At 39.6% G+C, this 25873-nt stretch carries 22 protein-coding genes; 7 read left to right on the forward strand and 15 right to left on the reverse strand.

Annotation, left to right across the window (positions count from 1 at the left end; translation table 11 throughout):
* Positions 1–19 precede the first annotated feature (19 nt).
* Entirely contained in the window at positions 20–991 is a 972-nt protein-coding gene (locus tag BV60_RS0100680) for a carbohydrate ABC transporter permease (RefSeq protein ID WP_330376160.1), read from the reverse strand.
* 102 nt (positions 992–1093) lie between these two features.
* Complete coding sequence (locus BV60_RS0100685) at positions 1094–1999, reverse strand: ABC transporter permease (protein WP_242840915.1); 906 nt, start codon at positions 1997–1999, stop codon at positions 1094–1096.
* A gap of 172 nt (positions 2000–2171) precedes the next feature.
* Here BV60_RS0100685 and BV60_RS0100690 point away from each other — a divergent pair, with 172 nt between their 5' ends.
* On the forward strand, positions 2172–3233 hold the full coding sequence (locus BV60_RS0100690) for an AraC family transcriptional regulator (RefSeq protein WP_029318912.1): 1062 nt from the start codon (positions 2172–2174) through the stop codon (positions 3231–3233).
* On the opposite strand, the gene BV60_RS24300 is transcribed toward BV60_RS0100690, so the two are convergent.
* Positions 3191–3406 (reverse strand): GNAT family N-acetyltransferase, encoded by a 216-nt coding sequence (locus tag BV60_RS24300; protein ID WP_081846513.1) that lies wholly within the window; start codon positions 3404–3406, stop codon positions 3191–3193. The two genes, BV60_RS0100690 and BV60_RS24300, sit on opposite strands and share 43 nt — an antisense overlap.
* A 44-nt stretch (positions 3407–3450) precedes the next feature.
* Here BV60_RS24300 and BV60_RS0100695 point away from each other — a divergent pair, with 44 nt between their 5' ends.
* Positions 3451–3813, forward strand: a complete 363-nt coding sequence (locus BV60_RS0100695) for a leucine-rich repeat protein (protein WP_029318913.1) — start codon at positions 3451–3453, stop codon at positions 3811–3813.
* A 119-nt stretch (positions 3814–3932) separates the two neighbouring features.
* Positions 3933–5939 carry a M13-type metalloendopeptidase gene (locus tag BV60_RS0100700; protein WP_029318914.1) on the forward strand — a complete coding sequence of 669 codons (2007 nt, stop codon included), beginning with the start codon at positions 3933–3935 and terminating at the stop codon, positions 5937–5939.
* 87 nt (positions 5940–6026) lie between these two features.
* On the opposite strand, the gene BV60_RS0100705 is transcribed toward BV60_RS0100700, so the two are convergent.
* The 3 genes from BV60_RS0100705 to BV60_RS0100715 form a co-directional block, all read right to left on the reverse strand.
* Entirely contained in the window at positions 6027–6248 is a 222-nt protein-coding gene (locus BV60_RS0100705; protein WP_029318915.1) for a DUF6440 family protein, read from the reverse strand.
* A 115-nt stretch (positions 6249–6363) separates the two neighbouring features.
* On the reverse strand, positions 6364–7293 hold the full coding sequence (cysK, locus tag BV60_RS0100710) for a cysteine synthase A (RefSeq protein ID WP_029318916.1): 930 nt from the start codon (positions 7291–7293) through the stop codon (positions 6364–6366).
* 378 nt (positions 7294–7671) lie between these two features.
* Positions 7672–8691, reverse strand: coding sequence for a tyrosine-type recombinase/integrase (locus BV60_RS0100715; protein ID WP_029318917.1), 1020 nt, complete (start codon positions 8689–8691; stop codon positions 7672–7674).
* Between the two features lie 201 nt (positions 8692–8892).
* On the opposite strand from BV60_RS0100715, the gene BV60_RS22910 reads away from it, so the two are divergent.
* Positions 8893–9057: a hypothetical protein gene (locus BV60_RS22910; protein WP_156035896.1), complete on the forward strand. Its 165-nt coding sequence runs from the start codon at positions 8893–8895 to the stop codon at positions 9055–9057.
* A gap of 27 nt (positions 9058–9084) precedes the next feature.
* Here the strand turns inward: BV60_RS22910 and BV60_RS0100725 are convergent, their stop codons facing one another.
* Both BV60_RS0100725 and BV60_RS0100735 read right to left on the reverse strand, forming a co-directional pair.
* Positions 9085–11481 (reverse strand): response regulator, encoded by a 2397-nt coding sequence (locus BV60_RS0100725; RefSeq protein WP_051656404.1) that lies wholly within the window; start codon positions 11479–11481, stop codon positions 9085–9087.
* Positions 11482–12137: 656 nt separating this feature from the next.
* Positions 12138–13859: a fibronectin type III domain-containing protein gene (locus BV60_RS0100735; protein ID WP_029318920.1), complete on the reverse strand. Its 1722-nt coding sequence runs from the start codon at positions 13857–13859 to the stop codon at positions 12138–12140.
* A gap of 280 nt (positions 13860–14139) precedes the next feature.
* On the opposite strand from BV60_RS0100735, the gene BV60_RS24305 reads away from it, so the two are divergent.
* A complete protein-coding gene (locus tag BV60_RS24305; RefSeq protein ID WP_255358077.1) occupies positions 14140–14295 on the forward strand; it encodes a helix-turn-helix domain-containing protein in 156 nt (51 codons plus the stop codon).
* Here BV60_RS24305 and BV60_RS0100745 read toward each other — a convergent pair.
* From BV60_RS0100745 to BV60_RS0100765, 5 genes are all read right to left on the reverse strand, one after another.
* Entirely contained in the window at positions 14285–16231 is a 1947-nt protein-coding gene (locus BV60_RS0100745; RefSeq protein ID WP_029318921.1) for a hypothetical protein, read from the reverse strand. The genes BV60_RS24305 and BV60_RS0100745 overlap by 11 nt on opposite strands.
* Positions 16232–16315: 84 nt before the next feature.
* Entirely contained in the window at positions 16316–17272 is a 957-nt protein-coding gene (locus BV60_RS0100750; protein ID WP_051656405.1) for an ABC transporter permease, read from the reverse strand.
* Between the two features lie 10 nt (positions 17273–17282).
* Positions 17283–18710, reverse strand: a complete 1428-nt coding sequence (locus BV60_RS0100755) for an ABC transporter substrate-binding protein (RefSeq protein ID WP_197029467.1) — start codon at positions 18708–18710, stop codon at positions 17283–17285.
* Positions 18711–18754: 44 nt separating this feature from the next.
* The gene (locus BV60_RS0100760; protein WP_051656406.1) at positions 18755–19666 is read right to left on the reverse strand and encodes a carbohydrate ABC transporter permease; all 912 of its coding nucleotides are present in this window, start codon (positions 19664–19666) and stop codon (positions 18755–18757) included.
* Positions 19667–19705: 39 nt separating this feature from the next.
* On the reverse strand, positions 19706–19891 hold the full coding sequence (locus BV60_RS0100765) for a hypothetical protein (protein ID WP_029318925.1): 186 nt from the start codon (positions 19889–19891) through the stop codon (positions 19706–19708).
* A 269-nt stretch (positions 19892–20160) separates the two neighbouring features.
* Between BV60_RS0100765 and BV60_RS22915 the strand changes: the two genes are divergently transcribed.
* The gene (locus BV60_RS22915; RefSeq protein WP_197029468.1) at positions 20161–20337 is read left to right on the forward strand and encodes a hypothetical protein; all 177 of its coding nucleotides are present in this window, start codon (positions 20161–20163) and stop codon (positions 20335–20337) included.
* Positions 20338–20413: 76 nt separating this feature from the next.
* Here the strand turns inward: BV60_RS22915 and BV60_RS0100775 are convergent, their stop codons facing one another.
* Positions 20414–22045, reverse strand: coding sequence for a glucose PTS transporter subunit IIA (locus tag BV60_RS0100775; protein ID WP_051656407.1), 1632 nt, complete (start codon positions 22043–22045; stop codon positions 20414–20416).
* Positions 22046–22049: 4 nt separating this feature from the next.
* Entirely contained in the window at positions 22050–23339 is a 1290-nt protein-coding gene (locus BV60_RS0100780) for a PP2C family protein-serine/threonine phosphatase (protein WP_051656408.1), read from the reverse strand.
* Positions 23340–23643: 304 nt separating this feature from the next.
* Here BV60_RS0100780 and BV60_RS22495 point away from each other — a divergent pair, with 304 nt between their 5' ends.
* Entirely contained in the window at positions 23644–25710 is a 2067-nt protein-coding gene (locus tag BV60_RS22495) for an endo-1,4-beta-xylanase (protein ID WP_197029469.1), read from the forward strand.
* Positions 25711–25873: the final 163 nt, after the last annotated feature.

Raw genomic sequence — 25873 nt, forward strand, 5'->3', positions numbered from 1 at the left:
GTGCTAAATAAGATGTTAATCATCCCTTTACAGCTCCGATTGTAAGTCCCTTGACAAAATACCTCTGGACGAAGGGATACAACAGCACTATAGGACCTGTCGCGATTATAGTCATTGCCATCTTCATTCCCTCAAGCGGAATGGATGGAAGTGCTATCCCTGACTTTTCAGCCACTATCCTCATCGCCTCTGCACTCCCCAGGATCCTCTGAAGATAGTATTGCAAAGTGAACATATCCTCATTTGTTACAAACAGCATGCAATTATACCAGTCATTCCAGTATGCAAGCGCCGCAAACAGCGAAAGCGTTGCAATAAGCGGCTTGCTCAGTGGAAGTATCAGCTTTGCAAATATCGTTATGTCATTCGCACCGTCAATTTTTGCTGACTCTGTTATCTCTGAAGGAATCCCGGCCATGAATGATTTTGCAATGATCATGTTCCATACTGAAAACATCAATGGAAGAATGAGTCCAATGATACTGTTTTTAAATTTTAGATATCGTGTGCACATCAGATACCACGGAACCAGTCCGCCATTAAAAAGCGTTGTAAAGAAAAAGAAAAATGAAAACTGGTTTTTCCAGGGAAAGTCCTTTCTGCTCAGCACATATCCTGTCATTGTTGCCATAAGGACAGAAAGAAATGTTCCTATACCGGTCACACTTATTGTCATCCCATAGGATTTAAGTATCGCTACGGGATTCTTAAGACACAGTGCATAGCTTTGAAGGCTTAACTCAGAAAGCTTTGGCAGTAATGGATACCCATCCCTTATCAGTGATGCCTCACTTGTTATCGACGCCACTATTATCAGGTAAAAAGGGAAAACGCATATAAGAGCGAATAATCCAACTACTACTGAACCGACAACATTTACAGCCATCTGATCACGGCTAACTTTCTTTTTCTTCTTTTCACCTGTTTTATCAGGCATTCCTATATCTTCAATATTTGTGCCTTCCGTAAGGCTTATAACATCAGCAGACATTTTCTCCTCCTCTATAAACCATAATTTATATCTGACTATATGTTGTCGGATGTCCGTTTTTGTAATGTCGTGCAAAATACGCACGACAACAAAAAAGGCTCCTTAGTAAAGTGCATAATCAGGATTTGCTTTTTTAACCAGCTTGTTACATACCATGATGGTTATGAAACATAGAACTGACTGATATAGACCAGCCGCTGCAGACACTCCCACATTTCCATTGTCGATAAGAAGTCTGAACACATATGTGTCAATAACATCCGTCATCGGCTGAAGGAGTGCACTGCTCTTAACGGTCTGGTAGAACAACCCGAAATCTCCGCGGAAGATGTTTCCTATACCAAGAAGTACCAGGATCATCATCGTTGGTAGGAGGGAGGGAATTGTAAGATACCTTATCTTCTGCCACGCAGAAGCACCATCTATAGAAGCAGCTTCAAACATTTCCTGATCCATACCTGTTATCGCCGCCAGATATACAACCGAACCATATCCGGTCTGTTTCCATAACTTCAAAAAGATAAGGACAAAAGGCCATGCCCCGGGCGTATTATAAAGATCAAAAGGAGTTCCCCCAAATGAAGTTACGACGTTATTAAATACTCCCCTCTCAAAGTTGAAAACATTATATATTATGGCTCCTGCAACAACCCAGCTTATGAAATATGGAAGAAACATAAGTGACTGCACTGTTTTCTTAAAAGTCTTGTGTATGATCTCGTTAAGGAGAATTGCACTTCCCATTTCAAATACAACACCAAATGATATAAAAGCTATGTTGTAAAGCAGCGTGTTTCTTGTCACCTGAAACAGCTTTCCTGAGATTAGGAGCGCTTTAAAATTGTTAAGACCATTCCAGGGTGAAAGATATATTCCACCGTTGTATTGATACTTCTTAAATGCCATTATTATTCCTGTCATAGGAATGTAGCTGAAAACTATAACATATATGAGTGCGGGCAAAAGCATCAATAGCAGCATCCAGTGTCGTTTCAATTTTTTTATCATATCCATTCCTCTTTTCTAATACTCAATTCGTGTCTATGCTTGATATTTACTGTGATTCATGCATCTGTCTTGATTGAAATTTTATTGCTTTCGACTATCCAAAACAATGACACGAACCGACTTCTGTGCTAAAATTTGTATCATATATGGGAATGCTTTGAGGTTAAGAATTATGTTAAAAGAGATATCAAAAGATTATATAACCAGCACTAATCCTAACGCTTCGTTTAATATAAATACCGGAAGTGAGTCAAATTATTACCAATTAAAGCTACCATACCAGATAACGTACGAATTCTGCAGCGGGATCGGAGAAAATGACTATATGAACGCAATTACCTTTTCAGAGGATGCGTCATTCTATGCAAGAGATTCTTTTTATGGTCACGACAGGGCTTTTCACGACCATCCCCTTCATTTTCATGATTATTACGAGATTATGATTGTTCTAAGTGGGACTGTAACGCAAAGAATCGAGGATGTAGATTACAAATATCCAGCCGGAACATGCTGTCTCATAAACAGAGGAATAAGACATGCGGAAAATTTTGATACTGAAGCCAGTATTCTGTTTGTTGGACTGTCAACAAGCATGATAGGTGAGCTATTCACAGTAGCAGAACATTCTTCTTTTCATTCGGAAAAAGAATTTATGAAAAGTGATCTGTACAAATTCATCATCTCTGATCTGGATAACCCTGACCGCAAGGCATATCTGGATATGATACCCGCTTTTAAGAGCTTATCAGGGTGCAAACCACTCCATGAGATGGCGACTGAAATGCTGAACACTATGATGTTTCCACACTTTGGCTCCTCATATAAAATGAGGAGTCTCCTTAGTGAGCTTCTATTTTTCATATCCTCCAATGCTAATTATCACTGCACGGAAGTTGAAATGGGTATGGGAAACGACCAGCTTCTTTTCAGCCGTATAGACCATCTTATGGATGAAAAGAATGGCAGAATTAGCCGCGCTGAACTCGAAATAGCATTAAATTACAGTGGTGATTATCTCAACAGAATCGTGAATAAATTTACAGGCATGTGTCTTTATGACTATGGTATGACCTTTTGTCTAAAAAAAGCTGCAGACGAGCTGATAACAACCAAAGAATCCATCACATCAATTGCCCAAAACCTACAGTTCTCCAACCGGACACATTTCTATTCGCTATTTGAAAAGCAATTTCATATGACACCTAAGGAATATAGGACAAAAATGACCAAATAAAAATGCCTTTGAGTTACCCATAGCTCTTTTGCAATTCCCTGACGTCTATATGCCGGATCCGTAAACATACTGGATAGCAACCCCATCTTACCACTAGGGCATCCGGAATACGGTGGTTTCTCTACAAAAGACATTCCACTTGTCCCAATAATCTTATCACCGTCAATTGCCAGCTATAAACCACTTCAAAACAGGAAAAGTAACAGATTTTAGATTCATGTTTAACGAATGTAGTGATACAAACGGCAATGCAACCGCTGTAAAGATTGCTTCCAAGAAAAAAGCCTGTCTGGATACAGTTGCCGTAAATGGAAAAACTTATCCGGTTGTAGCTATAGCAGCTAATGCCTGCAATGGTAACAAGAAAGTCAAATCTGTCACGATCGGATCAAACGTTACATCGATTGGTGAGAAAGCATTCTATAAATGTAAAAAGCTTAAAAAAGTAACTATTAATGCCAATAATTCTCTGAAAATTGGCAAACACGCCTTTAAGAAGATAAATAAAAGTGCTACCGTCAAGATTAAAGGTGTCAAAGGAAAAACAAAAAAGAAGCTTAAAAAGGCTATTAAAAAGTAATAGTAAAATACCGGTGGTCAGACGTACAGTCTGATCCCGGCTTTTTTACATTTACTAAATTATTGTTGCCTTAATTATTGCTATAATTGATTGGGGAACAATTATTAGGAGGAAACGGTATGAAAAAGAAAAATATTTGTCGCACAAGGGGAACGTCTGCCCGATTGGCCGGGACTGTTTTAATCATGTCTATTGCAGTGCAGGCATCAGGATGTGCTGCATCTGAACTAAGAGAGGCTGATCAGCCAAACGAAATCACTCAAAGTAAAATTGAAGAAAACACAGAAAGTGAAGCGAATATAGAAGAAACCGGTAAGGAATACGTCTATGACTTTGATGCCCTGGTTAATGATAAATGGAAAGAAACTGCAAAGGCAAAAGCTGAAGAAAACGGGTATGACAGTTATTCACACGTAACAGAAGAATCAAGACTTATTGATGAAAGAGTCCTATCCATATTCGATACAGATATATCTTCACTTTCAGAAGATAGTGATCTCTACAAATTTCTATATGTATATAATCAGATACGTGATGCAAAATGGCAGGATGGCAGCGCAAAGCATGCGATAAAGGAAAAGCTTGACTTAATTGACAGCATTGAAACAAGGGATGCTCTATATGCACTTTTTACAGAAAAATTCTGGGGACAGTTTAATTTTGGCATGTACAGAGTAGTCGATTTTAACATGGGAGATGTAATAAACAACATCGCTCCCATGACCGTAAATCAAAAAGAGCGGATGTCAGATGAGCAGAAATCTGCCATACAAAGATATCTTGAGCAGCTTGGATATGATGAGGATAGGACTTCGCAGATGGTAGAAAACGCAGATGAGATGGATGTTATTATTTCCTCTTATTTGGAGAAATTGTCAGAAGATACATACTTTGGATTTATAGATTCGAAAATACTTGAAGAGAAAAATGTGGAATTTCCGATTTTTGATATCCTTAGTAAGCAAAATGCTCTTGGAAAAGATAAAATGTTCTACTCCAGAATGGATTATATAGATTTCCTGAGTGAGTATTATACAGAGAAAAATATTTCCAAAATAAGAGATCATCTACTTGTTTCAGCGGCTGTAAGCTTATCAAGACTTGATAAGGAGGATGAGGGAATTACCTTCAACACTGTTTATCCGGACGTGACCCCGGCAGATTTTGAAATATGTCTAAGGAATGCAATGTTTGGCCCCGGAAAAAATATAATCGAAAAAACGTACAAGGATCAATATATTGATGATGAGACTATTAAAAGCATGGAAACGATACTTGAAGATGTAAAGACGACCATGCGGACTGTAATAGCTGATTCCGACTGGCTTTCAGTGCATGGAAAGGAGCAGGCAGGACACAAGATTTTTTACCTGAAAAACTATATAGGTGAAAATGGTCATACCGATGACTTTTCAGAAGTGGAACTGGCAGAAAATCCGCTTGAAAATTACATAGCGCTTAAAGTAAGTATGTATGATTTTCTTGATAAACAGCTTGTAAATGATAAGACGGATAAGGAAATGTTTTCAGCTTCATTTTTAGTTGATAATGCATTTTATTTTTCACAGAATAACAGCATAGTCATTGGTGATGGATATCTTGAGAATAAATTGGACGATGATTCATATGAAGAAAAACTGGCATATTGGGGATGTATGCTGGCGCATGAATTGTCGCATGCTTACGATCCAAAGGGCAGCAACTACGACTATGAAGGCTATTATGATAAGTGGATGTCTGATGAAGAATATGCGGAGTATACAAAGCGAACTCAGAAAATAGAAGATTTTTTTGATGGAAAAGAGGTTGGAGATGGCATAACTCTGGATGGTAAGCGTGTCTGTGGTGAAACCTTCTCCGATATTATGGGTATAGAATGCTGCCTCAGAATTCTTGAGAATATGGAAAATCCTGATTACGATGCTTTTTTCAAAACTTATGCGAAAGTATATACATGCTATTATACGCAGGATGGCCTTAAGAAGGCAGTGGAGGATACACATCTTCCGGGTAAAGAGCGTGTAAACTATGTATTGGGTCAGTTTGATAAGTTCTATGAAATTTATGATGTGGATACAACAAGTCCCTATTATGTATCAGAAGAGGACAGACTATCAGCATTTTGATTTGTTGCAAATAAAAAGCTAAGAGCTCTCTGCTCCTAGCTTTTTTGTATAGGAACGCCGCAACTGGTATTCCTGCTTTTTTCCGCACTAATCATCAAATTTGGTAACCAGAGGTTTTCCATTTTCATCTACGAGCACCGTCAAACCAGCTTTATCGGTTCCGCCCATAACAAACAAATAATTTACACCGGTAGTTCTATCTATGATAATTTCACCACTAATCGTGTTTGAAAATGCACCGCTCTCGCATGAGTCAATAGATATAGAGTGATGCTCGAATCTTTTTTCGGAATTATTTGAGCCAAACATAATAAACACCTCCTTAATTGAAAAGGATATACTTATGATAATGCTAATTTGTCACATACATTGATTATATCATGAAACTTTTGCTTATCCTATTAAGATACCAAAAGCTACTTTCTTATTCTTCAAAAAGAGGCGTGGAAAAATACCTCTCGGCAGTATCGGGCAGAATTGTAACTACCGTTTTACCTTTTCCAAGCTTTTTGGCAAGTTTTACTGCAGCGGCAACGTTGGTTCCACTGGATATTCCGCACATTATTCCTTCTTCTCTGGCGAGTCGTTGCGCCATGGCTATAGCTTCTTCGTCCGATACAACACATATATCATCATATATATCACGATTAAGGATTTCCGGGATTATACCGTCACCTATTCCCATCTGAAGATGAGTTCCGATATTTCCTCCGGCAAGGATAGCAGCATTCTCAGGTTCTGCAGCCCATATTTCGATGGTTGGATATTGAGCTTTGAGTGCCTCGCCTATACCCGTGATTGTTCCACCTGTTCCTATTCCCGAACAAAAACCATGGATGGGCTTTTCAACCTGTTCCATTATTTCCAGAGCAGTGTGATTTTTATGTGCCATGGTATTATTTGGATTTTCAAACTGCTGCGGAACAAATACTTTTGGATTCTCTTTTTGCATTCTGATGGCTGTATTTAAGCATTCCTCAATACATGCCCCTATATCTCCTTCATCATGGACAAGTATTACTTCTGCCCCGTAATGTCTGACTATCTTCCGGCGCTCTTCGCTGACTGAATCAGGCATTATTATTATCGTCTTGTAACCACGTACCGCTCCTACAAGGGCAAGGCCTATTCCCTGATTACCACTGGTAGGCTCTACTATTATGGTTTCTTTGTTTATAAGTCCCTGTTCTTCCGCAGCCAGAACCATATTAAGTGCTGTTCTTGTCTTAATAGAACCGCCAACATTTATACCTTCAAATTTCACAAGAATCTCAGCTCCCTCCGGATCTGCTATTCTGTTAAGTCGTATCATTGGAGTATGCCCTACTGCAGCAAGTACATTTTCGTAAATCATTAGTTTATTCGTATCCTTTCCATTTTCCTTAAAAATATATACACTTGAGATTCCAGCCCTTTGAAAACATCATATATATCAAAGCTCATCCGTGTTTTGTCTAAATCAACAGATTAACTATCCTGAACATATGACAACAGTCAGTTTTCCTTGGCTATGAAGGTGTGCGTTTTAATTGAAGACAGTTTTATATGTTCAAGCTCTGTGTAAGGTATATTATAAAACATAGAGTTTCCTGAATCATATACCGTAGCAAATATTTTTATTTCAAGAGTATCATCAGCAATATAGTGGATAAATAAAAATACCGGTGGTCCGCTGTACAGTCTGGATCACCGGTATTTTTACATTCAGTTCTGTAGACGCTTCTTTGTATCTTTAGCCTACAATAGCACTAAGCTTACTGTTGACAATATCATCAAGCTTATCATCAACCTCATTAACATAGCGCTGAGTAGTGTTGATACTCTTATGCCCCAGTTTCTTTCTCGTGAAGTCGATATCTTTTGTCATACTGTAAACAGCAGTTCCATAGCTGTGTCTCATCTTATGGCATGAATATCCGTTTTTAATCCCAATCAGCTTGGTATAGGTTTTTACCACATTATTTAAGCCCCAGTACCCCAATCTTTCGCCGCATATTGTGACCAATAATGGTCCACTCTGCGCATTAACAGGTTGATCCATTATCTTTGCTCTAAGCTGCAGCCACTCATCTAAAGACTCCATAACTGAACCAATAAGCTCAAATTCTTTTATCTTATGTCCTTTATTAATGGTGGATACCGTCCGATGTTCAAAATCTATATCTTCTATATTTATTTCTATTAAAGGCTCAGCTCTCATACCGGTTGTAAGTAACAGCTTTATTATTGTTAAGTCTCTGGGTTTAAGCTTACTTCTTTGGTAACTTATTTTATTTTCTGTTTCAATTTTCTTAATGAGCTTTTTCATTTGCTCTTGAGAAAGATACTTCTGACACGGTGCATCAGTGTTCTTTGGTCTTCTGGTTTTAGCTACGGGATTCTCTTTTATAAATTCATTTATGTATAAGAACTCATAAAAAGATTTCAAGGCACTCCATGCCTGAGCCTGTTTTGAAGAAGATGATTCTTTTATATTACCCTGCGTATCTGTTATGTATTTGATCTTTGCCATATAAGCATTAATATCCAAAGGCAGCTGAGTTGATAAGAATTCAACTGTTATATCTTTTACTCCTCTTTCATCCCGCAGCCAATCAAAATACATCTTAACGGCCTGTACATAGTCTTTCTTTGTAATCCATGTATTCTGTGACATATTGTCCAGATACTGTCTAAGAATAATCGGTTGTCCGACCAGTATCTTATCTATACTTCTCTTTATTTTTAGATCTGATTCAACTCTGCCATTCATAATCTGTTATCTCCTTTTTCGCTTAATTAGTATCCTGTTATGAATCCGTACACTATTATATAATTCCGTGTAAAACTGAGTTAAATCCGTGTAATCGGGGAGAACGAACTTTGATTGTGATAAATATTGGGTGTACATGGGAATTATGTTTGGAATGCCCTATGGGTTGTTTGATGAAGATACTGATAGAGGAGGTTTACCATGAAATTCAAAGATATTCAGAATTTAACAATAAATAGAGAACGCAAAGAACACAAAGAACAGCATAGTCTGGCTATGAGCTATGACCAGTACAGAGAAAAGCTGTTTGAGATGCATAACAAAGAACCAAAGATTAACATATTCGGAGCAACCTTCACGATCTGATTTCGCTAACAGATATTAGAAAAAAACTTAAATATTAAGCGCAGCAATCAGATTTTTGTAATCCATGTATTTTTTTATAAAGCTCTCGTGGTGTCTGTTGATATAAGCATAATCTCCGTTCTTGCCGGCAGCTTCAAGCCTATATGCATCTTCCCCGAGCTTGATTGCACCGATTATTCTGGCAGATGTTTTAATAACATCTGCCTTTATTGAGTAATTCTCAAAGTCTTCATTGGAATAGAGCCAATCAAGTTCTTCAATATTTTCATCAGCCAGATTATAAAAAGCCTTTAGTAAGTCCAGATATACATCAGCCCGGCCACAGTAATTCAAGCCACTGTCTATGTCTATAAGCTTCTGATCAATTAACAATGACAGCTTTTTATATACAAGTCGTGGACCGTGGACAAGCAAATTGGCATCATCTAAATCACTATGGACTATCTCAATAAGCTCTTCCGGAAGGTGTTTCATAAGCATCAGATCAAGACTATCCGTATCTATAGGTTTCGTAAGATAGTCAGAAAAACCTGCTGCAATGTATTCATCTCTGGCACCGGAGATAGCATTGGCAGTAAGACAGATTGTCGGTGTATTAAGATTAGGATTATCCTCTTCCTGTTTCATCTCCTGCAGTGTCATGATTCCATCTTTATCAGGCATCATGTGATCAAGGAAAATGATATCATACTTTTTCACCCTCATCATTTCCAGGGCTTTGTCTCCACTATCAGCGGTATCGACCATAATAAGGGTCTGTTTGATCAGATTTTTAAAAACCACCAGATTCATATCATTATCGTCAACTACAAGTACTATTGCTCCGGGGGCGGTGAATTTTTCTCTGTATTCTTCTGATTTATCATGATTTTCCCCATATGAGGATGCGTAATCTCCAAGCACCTCATTACCTACAATCTTCTGTTTTAATGAAAAATGGAAGTTGGACCCCTCTCCATAAATACTTTCCACTTCAAGGGTAGCCCCCATCATTTCAAGAAGATTCTTGGTAATATTCATACCAAGACCTGTCCCCTCTATATTGCGATTTCTTTTTTCTTCAATTCTCTCAAACTCTGAGAACAGCTTTTTTACATCAGCTTCCCTGATGCCGATACCGGTATCCTTAACAGCTACATCAAGAAGCACATTTTCGGGATCATTATCTGTTTTTGAAAATCCCACATGGAAAACGATACTGCCCTGTTCAGTATACTTGGCAGCATTGGTAAGTATATTTGTAATAATCTGTTTGATACGAACTGCATCCCCATATAATTGCTTTGGTGTATCAGGATCAAAATCCAGAACAAGCTCCAATCCCTTGGCATCAACTCTTGGACTAACCATGTTCACTAAATCATTTAGAACGGATGATAGGTCGTATTTTTCAGGGATAAGCTCTAGCTTACCTGCTTCAATTTTGGAAAAATCAAGAATATCATTGATAATGCCAAGTAGCGTTGAACCGGCTGTTTTGACATTTTCAGAGTATAATCTAATCTCAGGGTCTGCGGACTCTCTGAGTATCATCTCATTCATTCCCAGAACTGCATTAATTGGCGTACGAATTTCGTGAGACATATTGGCAAGGAAATTACTCTTTGCACGGTTAGCCTCATCTGCCTCTCTTATCTGCTCCGTTAGAGCCGTCGCCATTGATTGCAGCGCTCTTGATAAAACGCCAAGCTCGTCCTCTCTGTCAATCTCAAGCTTTTTGCTGAAATCTCCATTCTGATAAAGCTGCGCGGTATCCGTAATCTGCTTCATTGGCAATGTTATAGCCCTTATCAGTATATAACAAAGACTTCCTATCATCAGAAGCACAATTCCAAGTACTATAAGGAAAAGCAAAAGTGTACGACGCACCTGTTCCTTTAGCTGCCCTTCGTACCAATCTATACTAAAATCAACGGCCACAATACCAACTATCTCTCCTGATGAATTGTGCACGGGACTGTAGGCACTGTAAAAAGTTCCCCAACGATCTGTATATGGCACTAAATCCACGGCACTGATTCCCTTACTTGCTTTTACCAGAGCATCTGTCTTTATAACCTCTTCGCCAAATTCTCCAGGTTCTTCCAGTGAAGGATCGATGGTAAAGGTAAAACGGCCGTCATCTTCCGCCTTAATTCCATACACAGAATCAGCTTCTATGTTATCACGAAAAACAGCAAGGGCATTATAAACTCTTCGGTAGCCGGGATTGTTCACACTGTCTTTTGTAAGACGCTCAAGCGTATCCCCGTCTATTGAACCGGCAGCGCAATTAACAATATCAAGCATTCTTTGTCTTGTGGATCTGATTATGGCGGTATTAGTCTGATAAAGAGCGACAACACAAAAAGAGCCGGTGGAAAGAATTACCGCCAACAAAACAACAATCCATATTCTTGTTGCCAGACTTTTTTTGTGGTTCATAATCTGTGCTACCTATAATTCGAAACTATGACTTCTTTTGCGCAAAATCGGAAATGCAAGCAAGAATCCTGCGTTACTAATACTCCTGCGAATAACCACAATTCGCCTTTATACATGTGATTATAATACGCAAAAATTGCATATTGTTCACATTTATAGATTCTTCATACTCTTTTAAAACCCATTTTATTTATACTGTTGAACCGGCAACATATCTTGAAACAGGACATCTACGAAGAGAACACTTCATTTTCCGGAAAGATATTAGAAATATTGAATCAATGAACGAGTTCACAAATAAAACACACTCCAGTCACTTTTTTTTACGAATTAGACAGTATTATATAAATATCAAGAGAAATGACACACCTCTTGATTCCCCTCATAAGAAAATATAGAAACAATAAACTTTTCTTCAAAAAAAGCTGGCGTTCCCGTGACAAGACGCCAGCTTTCCCTCATTTATCAGCCTTTTTTGAATTTAAATTTGGCGTTCTTGGCGCCGGCTTTCTTAAGCATTTTCTTTACCTTGTTAAAGGTTTTCTTATCCTTGCAAACAATCTTGATTGTAGCGTTCTTCTTAATTCCCTTGAAGCTATTCTTGCTTAAAACATCTTTTAGTATATTTTGATATTTATTAAAAACATGCTTACCATTCAGAGTACTTTAACACTCTTTGCGCTGCTCCACTTGGAATAAATCTTGTTTTTTCCGGATTTCTTAAAGGTTCTGATGCGTATATAGTACTTCTTCCCTGATTTGAGTTTTTTAATATTTTTCGATGTAACTTTCTCTGAATTAACAGAAATCGTCTTTACATTTTTCTTAAACTTTTTATCAAGACTATATTGAATTTCATATCCTTTAATGTCTTTAGACTGCTTCTTCCATGAAATTTTAACGGATTTCTTACCGGAATCTAATTTAGTTATGCTGCTGCTCTTCTGTTTTTTATCTATCTGCTCAGTCTTTTCTTCGGATAATTCCTTTGATTCGCTCTCAGACTCGGATTTAGCAGAAGGATCTTCGCAAATAGTGAAATTTCGGGATATTGTACCGGTATAATTTCCGCAACCGGTCGCTATCACTGTTGCTGTTCCTACATCAACATTATTTGTATAGGATAACAAGTAATCCTTATCTAACGATAGTAAGCAATTATTTGTATCTGTTAGTATTAGAATCGGTTCTATCGGTTTTCCATTACAAATAAATAATGTTTTTGGCATAGATACAATCACGTTGTCAAGTGATTTGGGTACTATCTTAAATTCTTTAGTAACAGAACCCGTATAATCATTTATTCCTGTAACTGTCACTAAAGCAAATCCGGCATTATAATTATTTGAATATGTTAAAGTATAGTCAGAATAAGCAGTAAGAGAATTACCATTCATAGTAACATTTACTTTAGGGTTTATCGGATCATCACAATATGTGTATTCTGTTTTTTCTAATGTAACCATGTCCTCGGTAATAGGTATACGTTCCTTAGGAAAAAAATCCTCTTTGGCAAATGTATATCCAGGCATATACTTATTTATAAGCTCTTTATGGGTACTGCTACTATTGATAGAATCCATTCCCTCGAGGAAATCATCAAAAGCATAGTCAATCACATACCATTTTTCATTCAGTTCAACCACATTAAATGCGTGGCTTACTTCGCCATACATATAAGCTCCGCCAATTATATATGAATTTATTCCGGTTAGTTCACAGAATCGTTGAATAGTGCAGGCATAGGTTGAACAGCAATAACCCGTTCCGTCGCCAAATAAACATCCGTATATTCCGTTACAATTTCTCGGATAACCTGTTTCAGAATCCTTTCCCTCAGGTACATTTTGCTTCATCCACTGATAAAGGTATTTTAATTTTTCAGCATCTGTTGTGGCTTTGCTATCTGCCATAATCTGCTTTAATTTCTGATCTGCTTTGGCAAGCTCATCATCATTATCATGATAGGTAAACACTATTTTATAAAAATTGTAGCCTTCTGCAGATTTGTCCGCCTTTCTCCCCTCGCAGCCCGGACCACTGAATACATCATAATCCATAGCGTTAAACAAGCCACCGCAATATCCATAATGGAAATAGTTATAGATAGAACTGTCAAGATCAATCCACCCCTCTTTGGGGTTCTCTATTGTAACCTTGGATGGATTAGCACGGATAACAACAGTTTCTTGATGCGTTGCCCTTGCTTTCATTAGAATATCAATTACCTCTTTGGTAGTTTCAGCACTGAAATATTTGTCTGTATCAAAATCCTCATCCGGATATGTTGAATACGCTCTACTATTTTGTACCGATAAAATGAGAATAAAAAAGAATAAAAGAACAACACAGAATGATTTCTTCAGCCTTTTGAGCATATATGACACCCTCCCCTTTGTTTTTTTCATACCATTTCCATTCTATAGCAACAAGACTGAAAAAAAAAGAATTGTATAAAAATAAATTGTTATTAGTTTTATAAATAGAAATTCTTTTTATAAATGATTATAAACAGTTATAAATGGTTATAAACAATTATAAATATATCTTGATATTATAAATATGAAATAAAATGAGATGTTTTTTGCAAATTTAAAAATTTGAATTATATGTCTATGATTCTCTCAGTAGTGATAATCAAAAAGGAAGCTGTCAAAACTGACAGCTTCCTCAAATCTCACTTTTGCATTTACCAGGGAACAGCTCGCACAGTACATCTGCTCTGAGCGTTCCAGTGTCTGTCGTGAGCTTGGAAGAATGCAGGATGAAGGCCTGGTCAGAGTGAATGGTAATATTATTACCCTTATTCATTGACTCCTGTAATAAACTTACAGTGCTGATAGGTCTCGCCGCTAAATTCAACTACCGGCCACTCTGTTGTAGTTTCTTTTCCGTCAGCACCTGTTGTTACTTTGATGGTGTATAGTGGCATGGTCTCTGAAACCGTCATCTTGTACATACAATTTTTTCCTTTGTCCAAGTACCCGGTTGCAGTGCATTTTTCACCATCCTGATAAACATCAACGACAGAATTGTCGTAGAGAGCAGCGACCATGACATAGTTAACGGCATTCTGTTCAAGCATGTCGGACAGGTAGAACAAATCTCTGCTCCACACCTGGGGATCTGTAATTGCAAGAAACTTCGCATCATCAGGAACGAGCTTCATAAACTTTCTATAGTCACTTGCTCTTCCCGAATCTTCGTAAATGCAATATGCATTCATTGCGGCATCGAGACGATCAGGCATTTCGCATACTTCTTCTTTTACTTCATCTGAGCCGTTTATATATGAGGAGCATTTTACATTTTTTCCACCATCGACAAATTCAAGACTCGCAATCTCATCACCATCTGCAACAAACATAAGATCCCCGCAAAGGTCTCTTACCTCATTACCCTGAGCGTAAATTGCAGTAGTAAAATCATCATCAAGCCAGATAAGATTCGTGCCTTCTATAGCCTCAGAACAAAATTCTCCTCTGAATTTGTCAAATATGTAATATACGTTTGTATGAGGTGATACATGACAATCCACAATCTCTTTTCCGTATACAGGATAAACGTCCAGAATAGCAGTGCCCGCAGCCTTTTCGGACAGATCGTAGTCTACGCCGTTGTATGTAAATATCATCCCATTATCATAGGAAATTTCAGGTTCAAGGTCCCCCAAGTCATACATGCCGTAAAATGCATCATCGACTTCCTCGATATCATCCAGGCTACCGTCTGAGCCGATGGTCAGTTTACACATGTATCTTGGATATTCCATTCCAAGGCGTCGTCCGTTTAACAGAAGCTTACGGTCAACCTTGTCTGAGTATTTGTAATATGCAGATACCATGTTTTCAGGAGAAAAAGCTGCTGCAGTATAGCGGTTTAATGTGTACTCATTTTCGTCATCCCAGGTAAGGGGATTCATCTCCTGCGCCCAGATTCCGCCGTCATCCGCTTTCCAGATCCATGCATAAAAACTGCCACTGTTAGCAGATACCGCCGTTTTAGAGCTGCTCTTTCTGTGCATTATGAAAGAATTTGATGAAAGAGAAAATGAGCCGTCTGCACTGCTCTGGTCCTGGAACAGTACGCTTCCTATGAAGGAATCTCCGTTGCCTGTCTCCTCCATGTACATAAAATCTTCGTCATCGCAGCTTCCGTAATAAATCTTGGTATCCGATGTGTCTTTTCCATCATCAGGAACATAGTAGTCCGTATCGACAAAAGATATTTTATCTATTCCGGACACATTAATAGTAAATGAAAGGGGAACGTCCTTTTCTCCTTTATACAGATGGTTTGATATAAATTCTCCGCTGCAGGTCTCATCTTTTCCTGTGTATCCGTAAGTAAACGTACCATCTTCTGCGATTTCAATATGCCCATAATCGCTTAATGTGACGGGATTTACAAAATCCCATTCTCCCTCCATGAAAGAAAACAGCTCTTTCTCAGATGTGGGACAGTTTACCTCCTGCGCGTCAGCATAATCCTGAGATTCACCTTCGTCAGAGTTCTTGGCATCTTCAGCCTTGGCGTTTTCTTCCTGTGATTCCCCAGGCTGAGAACTATCTTCCTGTGCCTTATCCGTTTTAGAATTCTCTTCCGGAACATCATTCTCTTGGGCACTTTCGGTCTCAGAATTTTCAGCCTGCTGACCGGTCATGGCTTTACCCTCATTACTGTTTCCGCAGCCCGATAGCATACACCCTGTTATCATAAACGCTACTGCAAGTACTGTCCTTTTCTTCATTTTTGTCCCCCTCACATGATTATAAAGAAATCTGTTTCATGGGAATATTATAACCGTATCCGGATGCTATTTCCCACACTTTTTTCAACCAAGACTACTGTCTTTGTCAATCTTTTTTATTATGGTGTTCGCTATTAGCAAAAGTATGCATCCCACAGCGCTCTGGAGAAATGCAGCCGCTGATGAAAAGCTAAAGTTTGCCTGTTTCATGAGCGCTTTGTAAACGTAAACATCCAGAGTCTGAGTTACTGGTTGAAGGGAGTTTGAATCAAGGGGAACCTGGTAAAACAATCCAAAATCCGATGTCAGAAGGCTACCCATCCTTAGTATCAGGATTGTTGCGATGGTTGGCTTAAGTAGCGGCAAGGTTATGTATCTTACCCTGTCAAAAAAGCGAGCTCCGTCAAGCGATGCACTTTCGTACAGCGAACGGTCTATAGCTGTGATTGAGCAAAGATATATTATCATGGCGTAACCGGTTGATTTCCAAAGCTCGGTAATTATCAGGATGAAACGCCAGTAAACAGGCGACTGATACCATTGAATCGCTGTTACTCCAAACAATTTCAGGATATGATTCAGCTGTCCCTCATCAGTTGCAAGGAATCCGTAAACGCAGTAGCTTACGACTACCCATGACATAAAATAGGGAAGAACCGTAGTCATCTGAACAAATCCGGAAAATCTTTTACTGTGTATCTCTGACAGGCAGATTGCCAGCAGTACAGGAAGAGCAATTCCGACAATCAGGAAAATAACATTGTAAAACAATGTGTTAAAAATAATCTGCGGCATATCCGAAGACCTGAGAAGGAATGAAAAATTCTTAAGTCCCACAAAGCGACTGTTTATAAACAGATTTTTAAACAGTGACTGTCCTGCTATAGGCGTAAAATGTTTGAAGGCAAATACAACTCCAAACAAGGGTAGATATGCAAACAGAATGAACCATATGAATGCGGGAAGAGACATAAATAGCAGATCTAACGTATCCTTTTTTCTTTTTTGGGGCATTCCCATTCTTTTATCCTTTTTAGACATATTCGCAACCTCACTGATTCTTTGATTCCCAGATATCAAGCTGCCTGTTGACATCATCAAGAAGCTCATTTATTCCGGCTGCTTCCATCCGCTTCTTCATCTGCGGTAGAACTACATCGGGGTCACTTGTTCCTGTACATAACTCGGTACTGTAATCACTGTAAATGGCTCTTATAGCGGTTATGATATCCTCATTACTCCCCGGATTATAGGCAAAACCATTGGCTTTGCTGTAAATACCTTCCTCATCATAGCCTTTGTAAACCTGCGCCCATTGATCGGGGTCTGCCAAAAATGTCCGGCTTACAGACTCAACAGAGGCATTTACGGATGATCCCGTCTGATAAAGTCCTAAATTATATCTGTCAGATCCTTCCTGTAATCTTAATACAGTCCCATTTTCAAGGTATTCAAAATGAGTACCTTCTATCCCATAGCCAAGGATATCCCTAAACTTTTGGTCAGTGTTAAGAAGCTCCATATACTTAAGACATGCTACGGCTTTTTCTTCAGGACATGCAGCGCATATGGAAAACATGGCTCCCTGCTCACTTGACCTGGACAGATACGGGCCCTCATAAATCGAAGTCTTTACATTAAATCCCCATTGTTCAGGATTTGAATATCCCTGATATCCTCTCCAGGCAACACCTCCTCTTACGGGTATTGATTTATCTGCCGATGTTGACTGGATTGTTGCTGCATCCGGATGTATATATCCTTTTGTATACCACCTATGCAAAGTTCTGTACTTATTTGTGAGTTCATCACATTCCCAGAGAGGTACTGCTTTTACATCTCCATCCTCTGTGTCGTATGGAATTACTATTATTCCGTCTACTATTCTTTCCACACAGTTCAGGTACCCCGGGAAGCCTGACTTGTCCATGGCCAATGGATATTTATCTGGAAAATCCTTCTTATAAGCCTCAAGATATGGCTCCAGCTCGCCAAAGGTCATCCTTTCGGGAATTATCATTCCCTTTTGCCCTTCAAAATAATCGGAATTCATTCTGAACATTTCTTCAGCGCCCATGTCCTTAAGCGTCGGAATTCCGTATATTCTATCGTTTATCTTTGCACACTCCCAGTATTTTCCGATGGTCTTATAAAGTTCGGGTGTTTCCTTTTCAACCAGATCGGTTATATCCAGAAAACAACCGGCTGACGCATTTTTATCGAAGTCATTCACCCATGAGCTGGTAAATACCATATCATAGTACTCACCTGAAGCCATCATCAGATTGATCTTATCACTTGGCTGAAATTCGAGGTCTACAGTTACTCTGATTTTTTCCGCAGATACTTTATTGGCTGCAGCGATTACTTTTTTGGCATCCAGAGGAATACTTCCACCACTGTAAGTAACCCAGCGCAGATTGACTATACCTTCCGATCCCGAATCTTGCTTTTTAGCGCAGCCTGCCAGAATCATCATAAGAAAAAGAAATAAAAATATACGCAAATGAGCTCTTTTCATAGTTATCCTTTCACAGCACCGACAGTCATTCCGGTAGTCAGAAATTTCTGGAAAAACGGAAACAGTATCATAACAGGCAATACAACTATGACAACCATTGCCATACGTATCGTAGCTGCCGGAGCGACATTTGCCTGCATTCCGGACATGTACTGAGCATCCTTTGTTATGGCATCTATACTCCTCTCCATATTTACAAGAACATACTGAAGCGGATATAGCTCTGTGTGATTACTGTCTATGTACAAAAGTGCGGGATACCAGCTGTTCCAGAATGTAAACATCTGAAGAACAGCGACGGTCATTATTACCGGCTTTGCCACAGGCGCTACAATTAATAGAAAAATCTGTGGATGGCGACAGCCATCAAGACTTGCAGATTCAATCAGCGAATCCGGAATTGCAGATTGGAAATAATTCCTAAGGATAAGTATGTACCAGGTAGAACACAGCCCGGGTAGTATCAGTGCAAAATAGGTGTTACGCAGATGCAGAACCTGCGTGTTTATCATGTAGTTTGCGACCATTCCGCCTGAAAACAACATGGGAATCATGAGAAATATCAGAAAAAATCGTCTATAGCGAAAGTCTTTTCTTGATATGGCATATGCTATCGGACACATCAGAAAAAGTCCCATTATAGTTGCGGCTATAGTAATAAAGACTGAATTGAGAAAAGCTCTTGCCAGATAGAAGCCGGATCCCATAAGGTATCGATAAGCATCCAGTGACAGACCCTTAGGAAAAAAACTGTAACCCGTATTAGTAATGCTCTCCATTGTAGAGATGGAAACAATAAATACGAGTAAAATTGGTAAAAAAACCATAATTGATAGCACCAAAAAAAGTAGCGTTACAATAGCGTTTGTACGCTTAGAATACGCGCTGTCATCCGGACGAACAATATTTTCCACGATAATATCCCCTCAAAATTATAAATCTTATATTATCTGTCAGATTTCTTTATAATCTGTTTCAATGTCACCAATTTCATATTTACCGTTATTGTAATTTAGGTTAAATCCAAGGCTTAACTGCCCTCTTGGGAAAGGTTCAAAATAGCATCGAATAACCGGAGTTTCTCCGCTTTTAATTTCAGCCCAGTAGATATTGCTGAATTGAGTAGTAGCTTCATCCATCCACCATGATGAAAGGTATTCCTCGTCTAATGCTTCGTCTTTTTCATCATATCTTCTTCCAACAACCTCAGGAATACCTCTTGCAGTACTTCCTTTTTCCTTTAATTTTGGTGAAAAAATCTTTCTTTATTTATATCATATTTAGTTACGTCCAACAAATGTCCATCAACTGAATTAATGTTTGGATGAAGTCAGTGATAATTCTGTGACAATTCTCAGAGTAAGATTCTGTTTGTAAGCAAAACCACAAAATAAGTATCAATTATATTATGAAAGAAAGCAGGTATGAAAAAATGATTTTGAACAGTTATGAAAAAGAAGCCGCACAGAAAAGATCCGGGAAAAAAATTGAAAGAACAGACATGCTAGAAAAAACACTTAAGTCTATCGGTGCACTGGCAGCAATATCTATAGTAAGAAGAAATTATCCATCCATGCTCAAGTAGCATTTTTAAATTTTTTAAAGGCGGAACCCGTTCCTTGCGCGGGTTCCGCCTTTAAGCATTAAAATTAAGCAAACTACTACATCTGGTTACTCATTACCGTAATGACAATCGGAGAAAGGCCGGCATTATTTATTTTCTCAAGATCTGCCTCAAGTACTGCCTGTCCTGCAGTTACTTTTTCTCCTACATTAACCAGAGGACAAAGTCCCTCGCCGCTGAGAGTAAATGTGTCAATCCCAATGAGCAGGATGATTTCCATACCATCTTCGATCCTGAAAGTCATCGCATGGTTGGTATCGGCAATTTCAGCGATAACACCGTCGCAAGGTGCATAAATATGCCCATTTTCCGGCATGATACCGATGCATCTGCCAATGACTCCTGACGAAAAAATGATGTCCGGTATTTCTTTCATGGGAACTGTTTCTCCATCCGCTGCTGCTGTTATCGCAAGATTGGCCATACCATGTCCTCCGAGTTCCATCAAAGCATCCCCTGCCCTGACGAGCTGGGGCTTTTTTTTGCATAGACGGGCAAATGTAGACGAGCGCCAAAAAGCAACCTGTTCTTCTGAAGGCGATATTTCAACATTCAGTTCCTTATCTCCATAAAACAGATTTGTAATGACATAGCCTCCAACATAGCTGATGACAAGGGCTATCAGATAAAACAGCACGCTCCTTGCACGGCCGCCCTGTCCTGCAGTCATCAAAAACGCTCCAAGAAGACCTGACGGTCCCCAACCTGTTGAGGCTACCTGCGTAAGCATAATGAATGCTCCGCCGAAACCTGCGCCTAAACCGGCTGTAAGAAAAGGAATTCCAAGTGGCAGGGTAACTCCGTAAATAAGAGGTTCACCAACACCCATAAGTCCTGCCGGTAATGCACCTGCGATCACTGAGCAGAATTCCTTGTTTCCTGCTTTTCTTGCCTTTTTCCAAATGGCTAATGCTGCTCCGACCTGGCCCGCACCTGCCATGGCAAGAGCCGGATAGAGTGTGATATAGCCAAGCTCCTGCAGTTGAACGCTGTATAGAGCCACAAGTCCGTGATGCATACCCATAGCAACAAGCGGCAGGAAAAAAGCTGCTGCAAAATAACCGGATAAAGCTCTGACAAAAATATTACCGGAAAGACACGCTCTTCCAAACAGCCATATTATACCTTCGGAAACATATCCAAAAAGTGGCATGATAAAAACAATATAGGGAACCAGACATACGAACATTGTAAGGATAGGCGTAAATATCACATCAACAGCACGTGGCATAACCGAACGTATAACCTTCTCCACATTTGCGATCAGAACCGCTCCGGCGATCACTGCCAGCACGCCTCCTTTTCCACTTCTCAGGATGGAATCCAACGGAACTTCACTATTATATAATCCGAGTACAGAAGAGATTACGTTAATCCCATCCATTGCTGTGATCATTCCAAGCATACCACCAAGAATAGGTGTGCCGCCGAACTGCTCAGTGGCACGATAACCTGCCCAGGCAGTCAGATACGTCATCACTGAAGTGTTGATCAGTGTAAGAATCTGATATATAAACCGCCATGCTTCGTTTTTCTCATAACCCGGGACTGCTTGGGCTATGATGGATGCAACTCCGCCACAAAGTCCGGCACAGATGACGCCGGGAAGAAGCGGAATGAAAATATCCCCTATGGTTTTAAGATAAAGCTTAATCCCATGCTTTTTCATAAACTTAGGCCTCCAGATTTCGATTGTTTTTTCCGTTCTCTCCATGATAAGTAAAGAGAAGCATGGTTATGTCGTCAAACTGCTCTGCCCCTGCCACAAATCGATTTATATCTTTACTGATATTTGATAGTGCCTCCTCAGGCTGTGCATCAGGATTTGTATTTAGTGCATTCAGCATTCGCTCAGTTCCGTAAAGCTCATCTTGTGAGTTGTTTGCTTCCGGGACACCATCTGTATATACAAACAGGCTGTCCCCGGGATTCATCTCAAATTCATGCTGCCTGAATTTAAGTCCCTCCATGGTGCCAACGGGCATTGCGTGCTTATATATTATAAGCTCATACTGTCCGTCTGCTCTGCGTAGTGCCGGATGTTCATGACCTGCGTTAACTGCAATTCCCTTTCCGGTTGAAATCTGAATTACGCCGACCCACATAGTTACGAAAAAGTCTTCATCATTACTCTCGCAGAGCTGATTATTAACACTTTCAAGAGTCTCCTCCGGGCTACTTCCGCTTTGAAGTCGTGATTTTATCAGAACCCTCGTAACCATCATAAGTAATGCTGCCGGGACTCCCTTGCCTGAAACATCAGCCATTACAAGTCCCAGGTGATCATCGTCGATCATGAAAAAGTCATAAAAATCTCCTCCGACTTCCTTAGCCGGATCCATGCTTGCATACAAACTGAATTCTTTTCTGTCAGGAAAAGGCGGAAAGAGCCTTGGTAACTGGCTTGCCTGAATTTTGCTTGCCATCTCCAGTTCGGCGCCTATTCTCTCTTTTTCTGCTGTAACTCTTTTTATTTTGTCAATGTAGAGCAGCGTTCTTTCAGACTGCTTGGCAAAAGCTTCTGCCAGAACCTCGATTTCATCCCCTGTCCTGTAAACATCCTCCATTTTAAACTTGCTGTGCCGGATCCCCAGAGATGCCACCCGCCTTGTTATGGTGTTTAGAGGATCTATGATTCTCCCTGAAATGGAATATGCAGAAATTAGTCCTGCAACGACAATGATTACTATCAGTATCAGCAGAACATTTCGAGCATGGAACATCTGCGTTTTAAAGCTTTCCATTGCATAGCTTTGAATTGCCTGATATTGTGCCTGAAGACCTATCTCCTTATATGCCTGACGCTGCATTTCATAAGTATCGTTTACAAGCTTCTCAACCCTGCTTGTCTGATAAAAAAATACTATCGTATATGCCGTTATGATCAGAATGATGGTAATCAGCATCATACTGAATATTTTTTGACGGATACCGCCTCTAAGTATGCTTTTTTGTTTTTTCATCAGTATCCTCCCGACTAAGTAATCACGCAGTTTTCATCAATTGTGATACACGCATTATATCTACTATTGTACCATTTTCCGTGATAAAGTTACCCTAATTATATATAAAAATGGAATTTCTCATCGCTTAAGCAATATTATAGAATCCTTTTTCAATGGTTAGTATCTGACCATATTCAGCAACTACCGCAAATATATCGGCAATAATTCGGTATTATCATTCTCTGAAATATTAGATAATAGGCTGTAACAATTTTGATGATACTTATGACATTCAGCGGTCATGAAAATATTAGGAGATAACATGAAATTAAAAACCGCCTTTCAACCATATTTTAAGATTGGAGCAGCAATATCACGATGGAATCTGCACACACAGGCTCATATGAAGCTTCTTACTGCGCAGTTCAACAGTTTTACATGTGAAAATGACATGAAGCCGATGTTCTATCTGGACAAGGATGAGAACAAGTCCAATCCCGAAAAATACAATCTTTCACCGGCTCTCACATTTAAGCATGCAATTCCCTATCTTGAATTTGCCAAAACGCAGGGGATTGCTATGCGCGGACACACTCTGGTGTGGCACAATCAGACCCCCAAGTGGTTTTTCTGCGAAAAATATAATGAAAACTTTCCGCTTGCAGACAGAGAGACTATCCTTGCAAGACTTGAAAGTTACATTCATGGCGTCCTGGATTTTGTTCAGACGAACTATCCCGGAATTATCTATGCGTGGGATGTTGTCAACGAGATAGTTGATGAGGGCGATTTCAGAAAGTCAATATGGACAAAAACTGTCGGAAATGATTTCTTCATAAAAGCATTCGAATATGCCAGAAAATATGCGGCTCCGGGCGTTGATCTTTTTTACAATGACTATGAAACAGCCGAGGTGTGGAAGCGAGACTTTATTATAAAAAATGTCCTCACACCTCTCATTGATAAGAAGTTGGTGGACGGAATGGGCATGCAGTCTCATCTTCTGATGGACCACCCTGACCTTAACGATTACCGCACTGCGCTTGAGATGTACGGCACACTGGGGCTTAAGATCAACATCACTGAGCTCGACATGCATAACAATGATCCCGGAGCGGAATCCCAGAAAGCACTGGCCCAGAGGTATGCTGAATTTTTCAGGATTTATCTTGATGCAAAAAAATCCGGTAAGGCAAACATTACCAGTGTCACTTTCTGGAATCTTCTTGATGAGGACAGCTGGCTTTCCGGCTTTAGAAGAGAGACAAGTTATCCTCTTCTTTTCCATGAAAAATGTGCAGCCAAGGAAGCGTATTATGCGGTTCTTAAGGAAGCTGTTTCCGAATCAGAGATTGATGAATGGGTACCGAATTATGCTGATGAAGACTTTCTTCTTAAGGATATGCCTAAGCCTACGATAAAAAAATTCCGTGAGAACATTTGGAATGAAGGTGAGTATGACTATGCTGCTTCCTATGGTTTTACACCGAACATTTTTGCATATCTTCATGATGATGACAAAAAGCGTGACTGCATGCTTGTAGTCCCCGGAGGCGGCTACTGTATGGTCGTATCTCATGAAGGTGAACTGCCTGCAATGGAGTTCTATAATCGCGGAATGAATGTGTTTGTCCTTTCCTACACGACTGACATTACTATGTCAGTGCCTCTTAAGAAGCAGCCATTAAACGACATCTCCCGTGCAGTTCGTTATATCAGAAAGAATGCAGAAAAGTTCTGCATCGATGGAAAAAAGCTTGTAATCTGCGGCTTTTCAGCAGGTGCTCATGTGTGTGGAAGTCTCGCAGTTCACTACAACGATGTTGCTGATACAAATCCGGAATTTTGTGATGTGTCCAATAAGCCGGACGGCGTGATACTCTCCTATCCTGTTATCACTACAGGCAAGTTTACACACAAGGATTCAGTAAAGGCTCTCCTTGGTGAGAATCCTTCAGAGAACGAACTTACATACTTCTCACTTGAGAAACAGGTCACCGAGAACACTCCGCCCTGCTTCCTCTGGCAGACGCAAACTGATGACCTTGTTCCCGTTGAAAACAGCTACTTATTTGCAATGGCACTGCGCGAAAAGAAGGTTCCCTTCGCACATTATGTATTCCCTGCAGGTCACCATGGATTGTCTATCGCTAACGATGAGTATTTCAAAGGCTGGAGCGGTGGAGAATATACAATGGAGCAGACAATGCGCGCCGCTTTTTCCGTAAAAGAAGGCAGGGGTGTAAATGTCTCTGACAAACGTCGAGATGAGCTGATCGAGCAATTCTTTAGCGGTAATGATTTCGAGGGTATGGGAATCGACGAGAGCCTTAAGGAAGATGTAGGCATGGTGTCAGACCTGATTTTTGCCTGGATTAACAGATTATAAAAAAAGACTTCATAATAAACAGCCATAAAAACAATCGTTATTTCACGAAAGTTTTTATGGCTGTTTTTTTAGCTTACAATGGTTTTAACAATCGGTATTTTCTTCATCAGGACTGCAAAAGCACTTATAACCCTAAGGTATTCCATTTAGATGTAGTCAGTTT

Source organism: Butyrivibrio sp. AE3004 (assembly GCF_000703165.1).
GTDB lineage: Bacteria > Bacillota > Clostridia > Lachnospirales > Lachnospiraceae > Butyrivibrio.

Bases quoted from the DNA above. Each gene is read 5' to 3' on its own strand.
- BV60_RS0100680 (WP_330376160.1), bottom strand. From the start codon at position 991: ATGTCTGCTGATGTTATAAGCCTTACGGAAGGCACAAATATTGAAGAT.
- BV60_RS0100705 (WP_029318915.1), bottom strand. From the start codon at position 6,248: ATGTTTGGCTCAAATAATTCCGAAAAAAGATTCGAGCATCACTCTATA.
- BV60_RS22910 (WP_156035896.1), top strand. From the start codon at position 8,893: ATGAAATTCAAAGATATTCAGAATTTAACAATAAATAGAGAACGCAAA.
- BV60_RS22495 (WP_197029469.1), top strand. From the start codon at position 23,644: ATGAAATTAAAAACCGCCTTTCAACCATATTTTAAGATTGGAGCAGCA.
- BV60_RS0100725 (WP_051656404.1), bottom strand. From the start codon at position 11,481: ATGAACCACAAAAAAAGTCTGGCAACAAGAATATGGATTGTTGTTTTG.
- BV60_RS0100750 (WP_051656405.1), bottom strand. From the start codon at position 17,272: ATGTCTAAAAAGGATAAAAGAATGGGAATGCCCCAAAAAAGAAAAAAG.
- BV60_RS0100775 (WP_051656407.1), bottom strand. From the start codon at position 22,045: ATGAAAAAGCATGGGATTAAGCTTTATCTTAAAACCATAGGGGATATT.
- BV60_RS0100780 (WP_051656408.1), bottom strand. From the start codon at position 23,339: ATGAAAAAACAAAAAAGCATACTTAGAGGCGGTATCCGTCAAAAAATA.
- BV60_RS0100745 (WP_029318921.1), bottom strand. From the start codon at position 16,231: ATGAAGAAAAGGACAGTACTTGCAGTAGCGTTTATGATAACAGGGTGT.
- BV60_RS0100735 (WP_029318920.1), bottom strand. From the start codon at position 13,859: ATGCTCAAAAGGCTGAAGAAATCATTCTGTGTTGTTCTTTTATTCTTT.
- BV60_RS0100690 (WP_029318912.1), top strand. From the start codon at position 2,172: ATGTTAAAAGAGATATCAAAAGATTATATAACCAGCACTAATCCTAAC.
- BV60_RS0100700 (WP_029318914.1), top strand. From the start codon at position 3,933: ATGAAAAAGAAAAATATTTGTCGCACAAGGGGAACGTCTGCCCGATTG.
- BV60_RS0100715 (WP_029318917.1), bottom strand. From the start codon at position 8,691: ATGAATGGCAGAGTTGAATCAGATCTAAAAATAAAGAGAAGTATAGAT.
- cysK (WP_029318916.1), bottom strand. From the start codon at position 7,293: ATGATTTACGAAAATGTACTTGCTGCAGTAGGGCATACTCCAATGATA.
- BV60_RS0100765 (WP_029318925.1), bottom strand. From the start codon at position 19,891: ATGGATGAAGCTACTACTCAATTCAGCAATATCTACTGGGCTGAAATT.
- BV60_RS0100685 (WP_242840915.1), bottom strand. From the start codon at position 1,999: ATGATAAAAAAATTGAAACGACACTGGATGCTGCTATTGATGCTTTTG.
- BV60_RS0100755 (WP_197029467.1), bottom strand. From the start codon at position 18,710: ATGATGATTCTGGCAGGCTGCGCTAAAAAGCAAGATTCGGGATCGGAA.
- BV60_RS22915 (WP_197029468.1), top strand. From the start codon at position 20,161: ATGAAAGAAAGCAGGTATGAAAAAATGATTTTGAACAGTTATGAAAAA.
- BV60_RS0100695 (WP_029318913.1), top strand. From the start codon at position 3,451: ATGTTTAACGAATGTAGTGATACAAACGGCAATGCAACCGCTGTAAAG.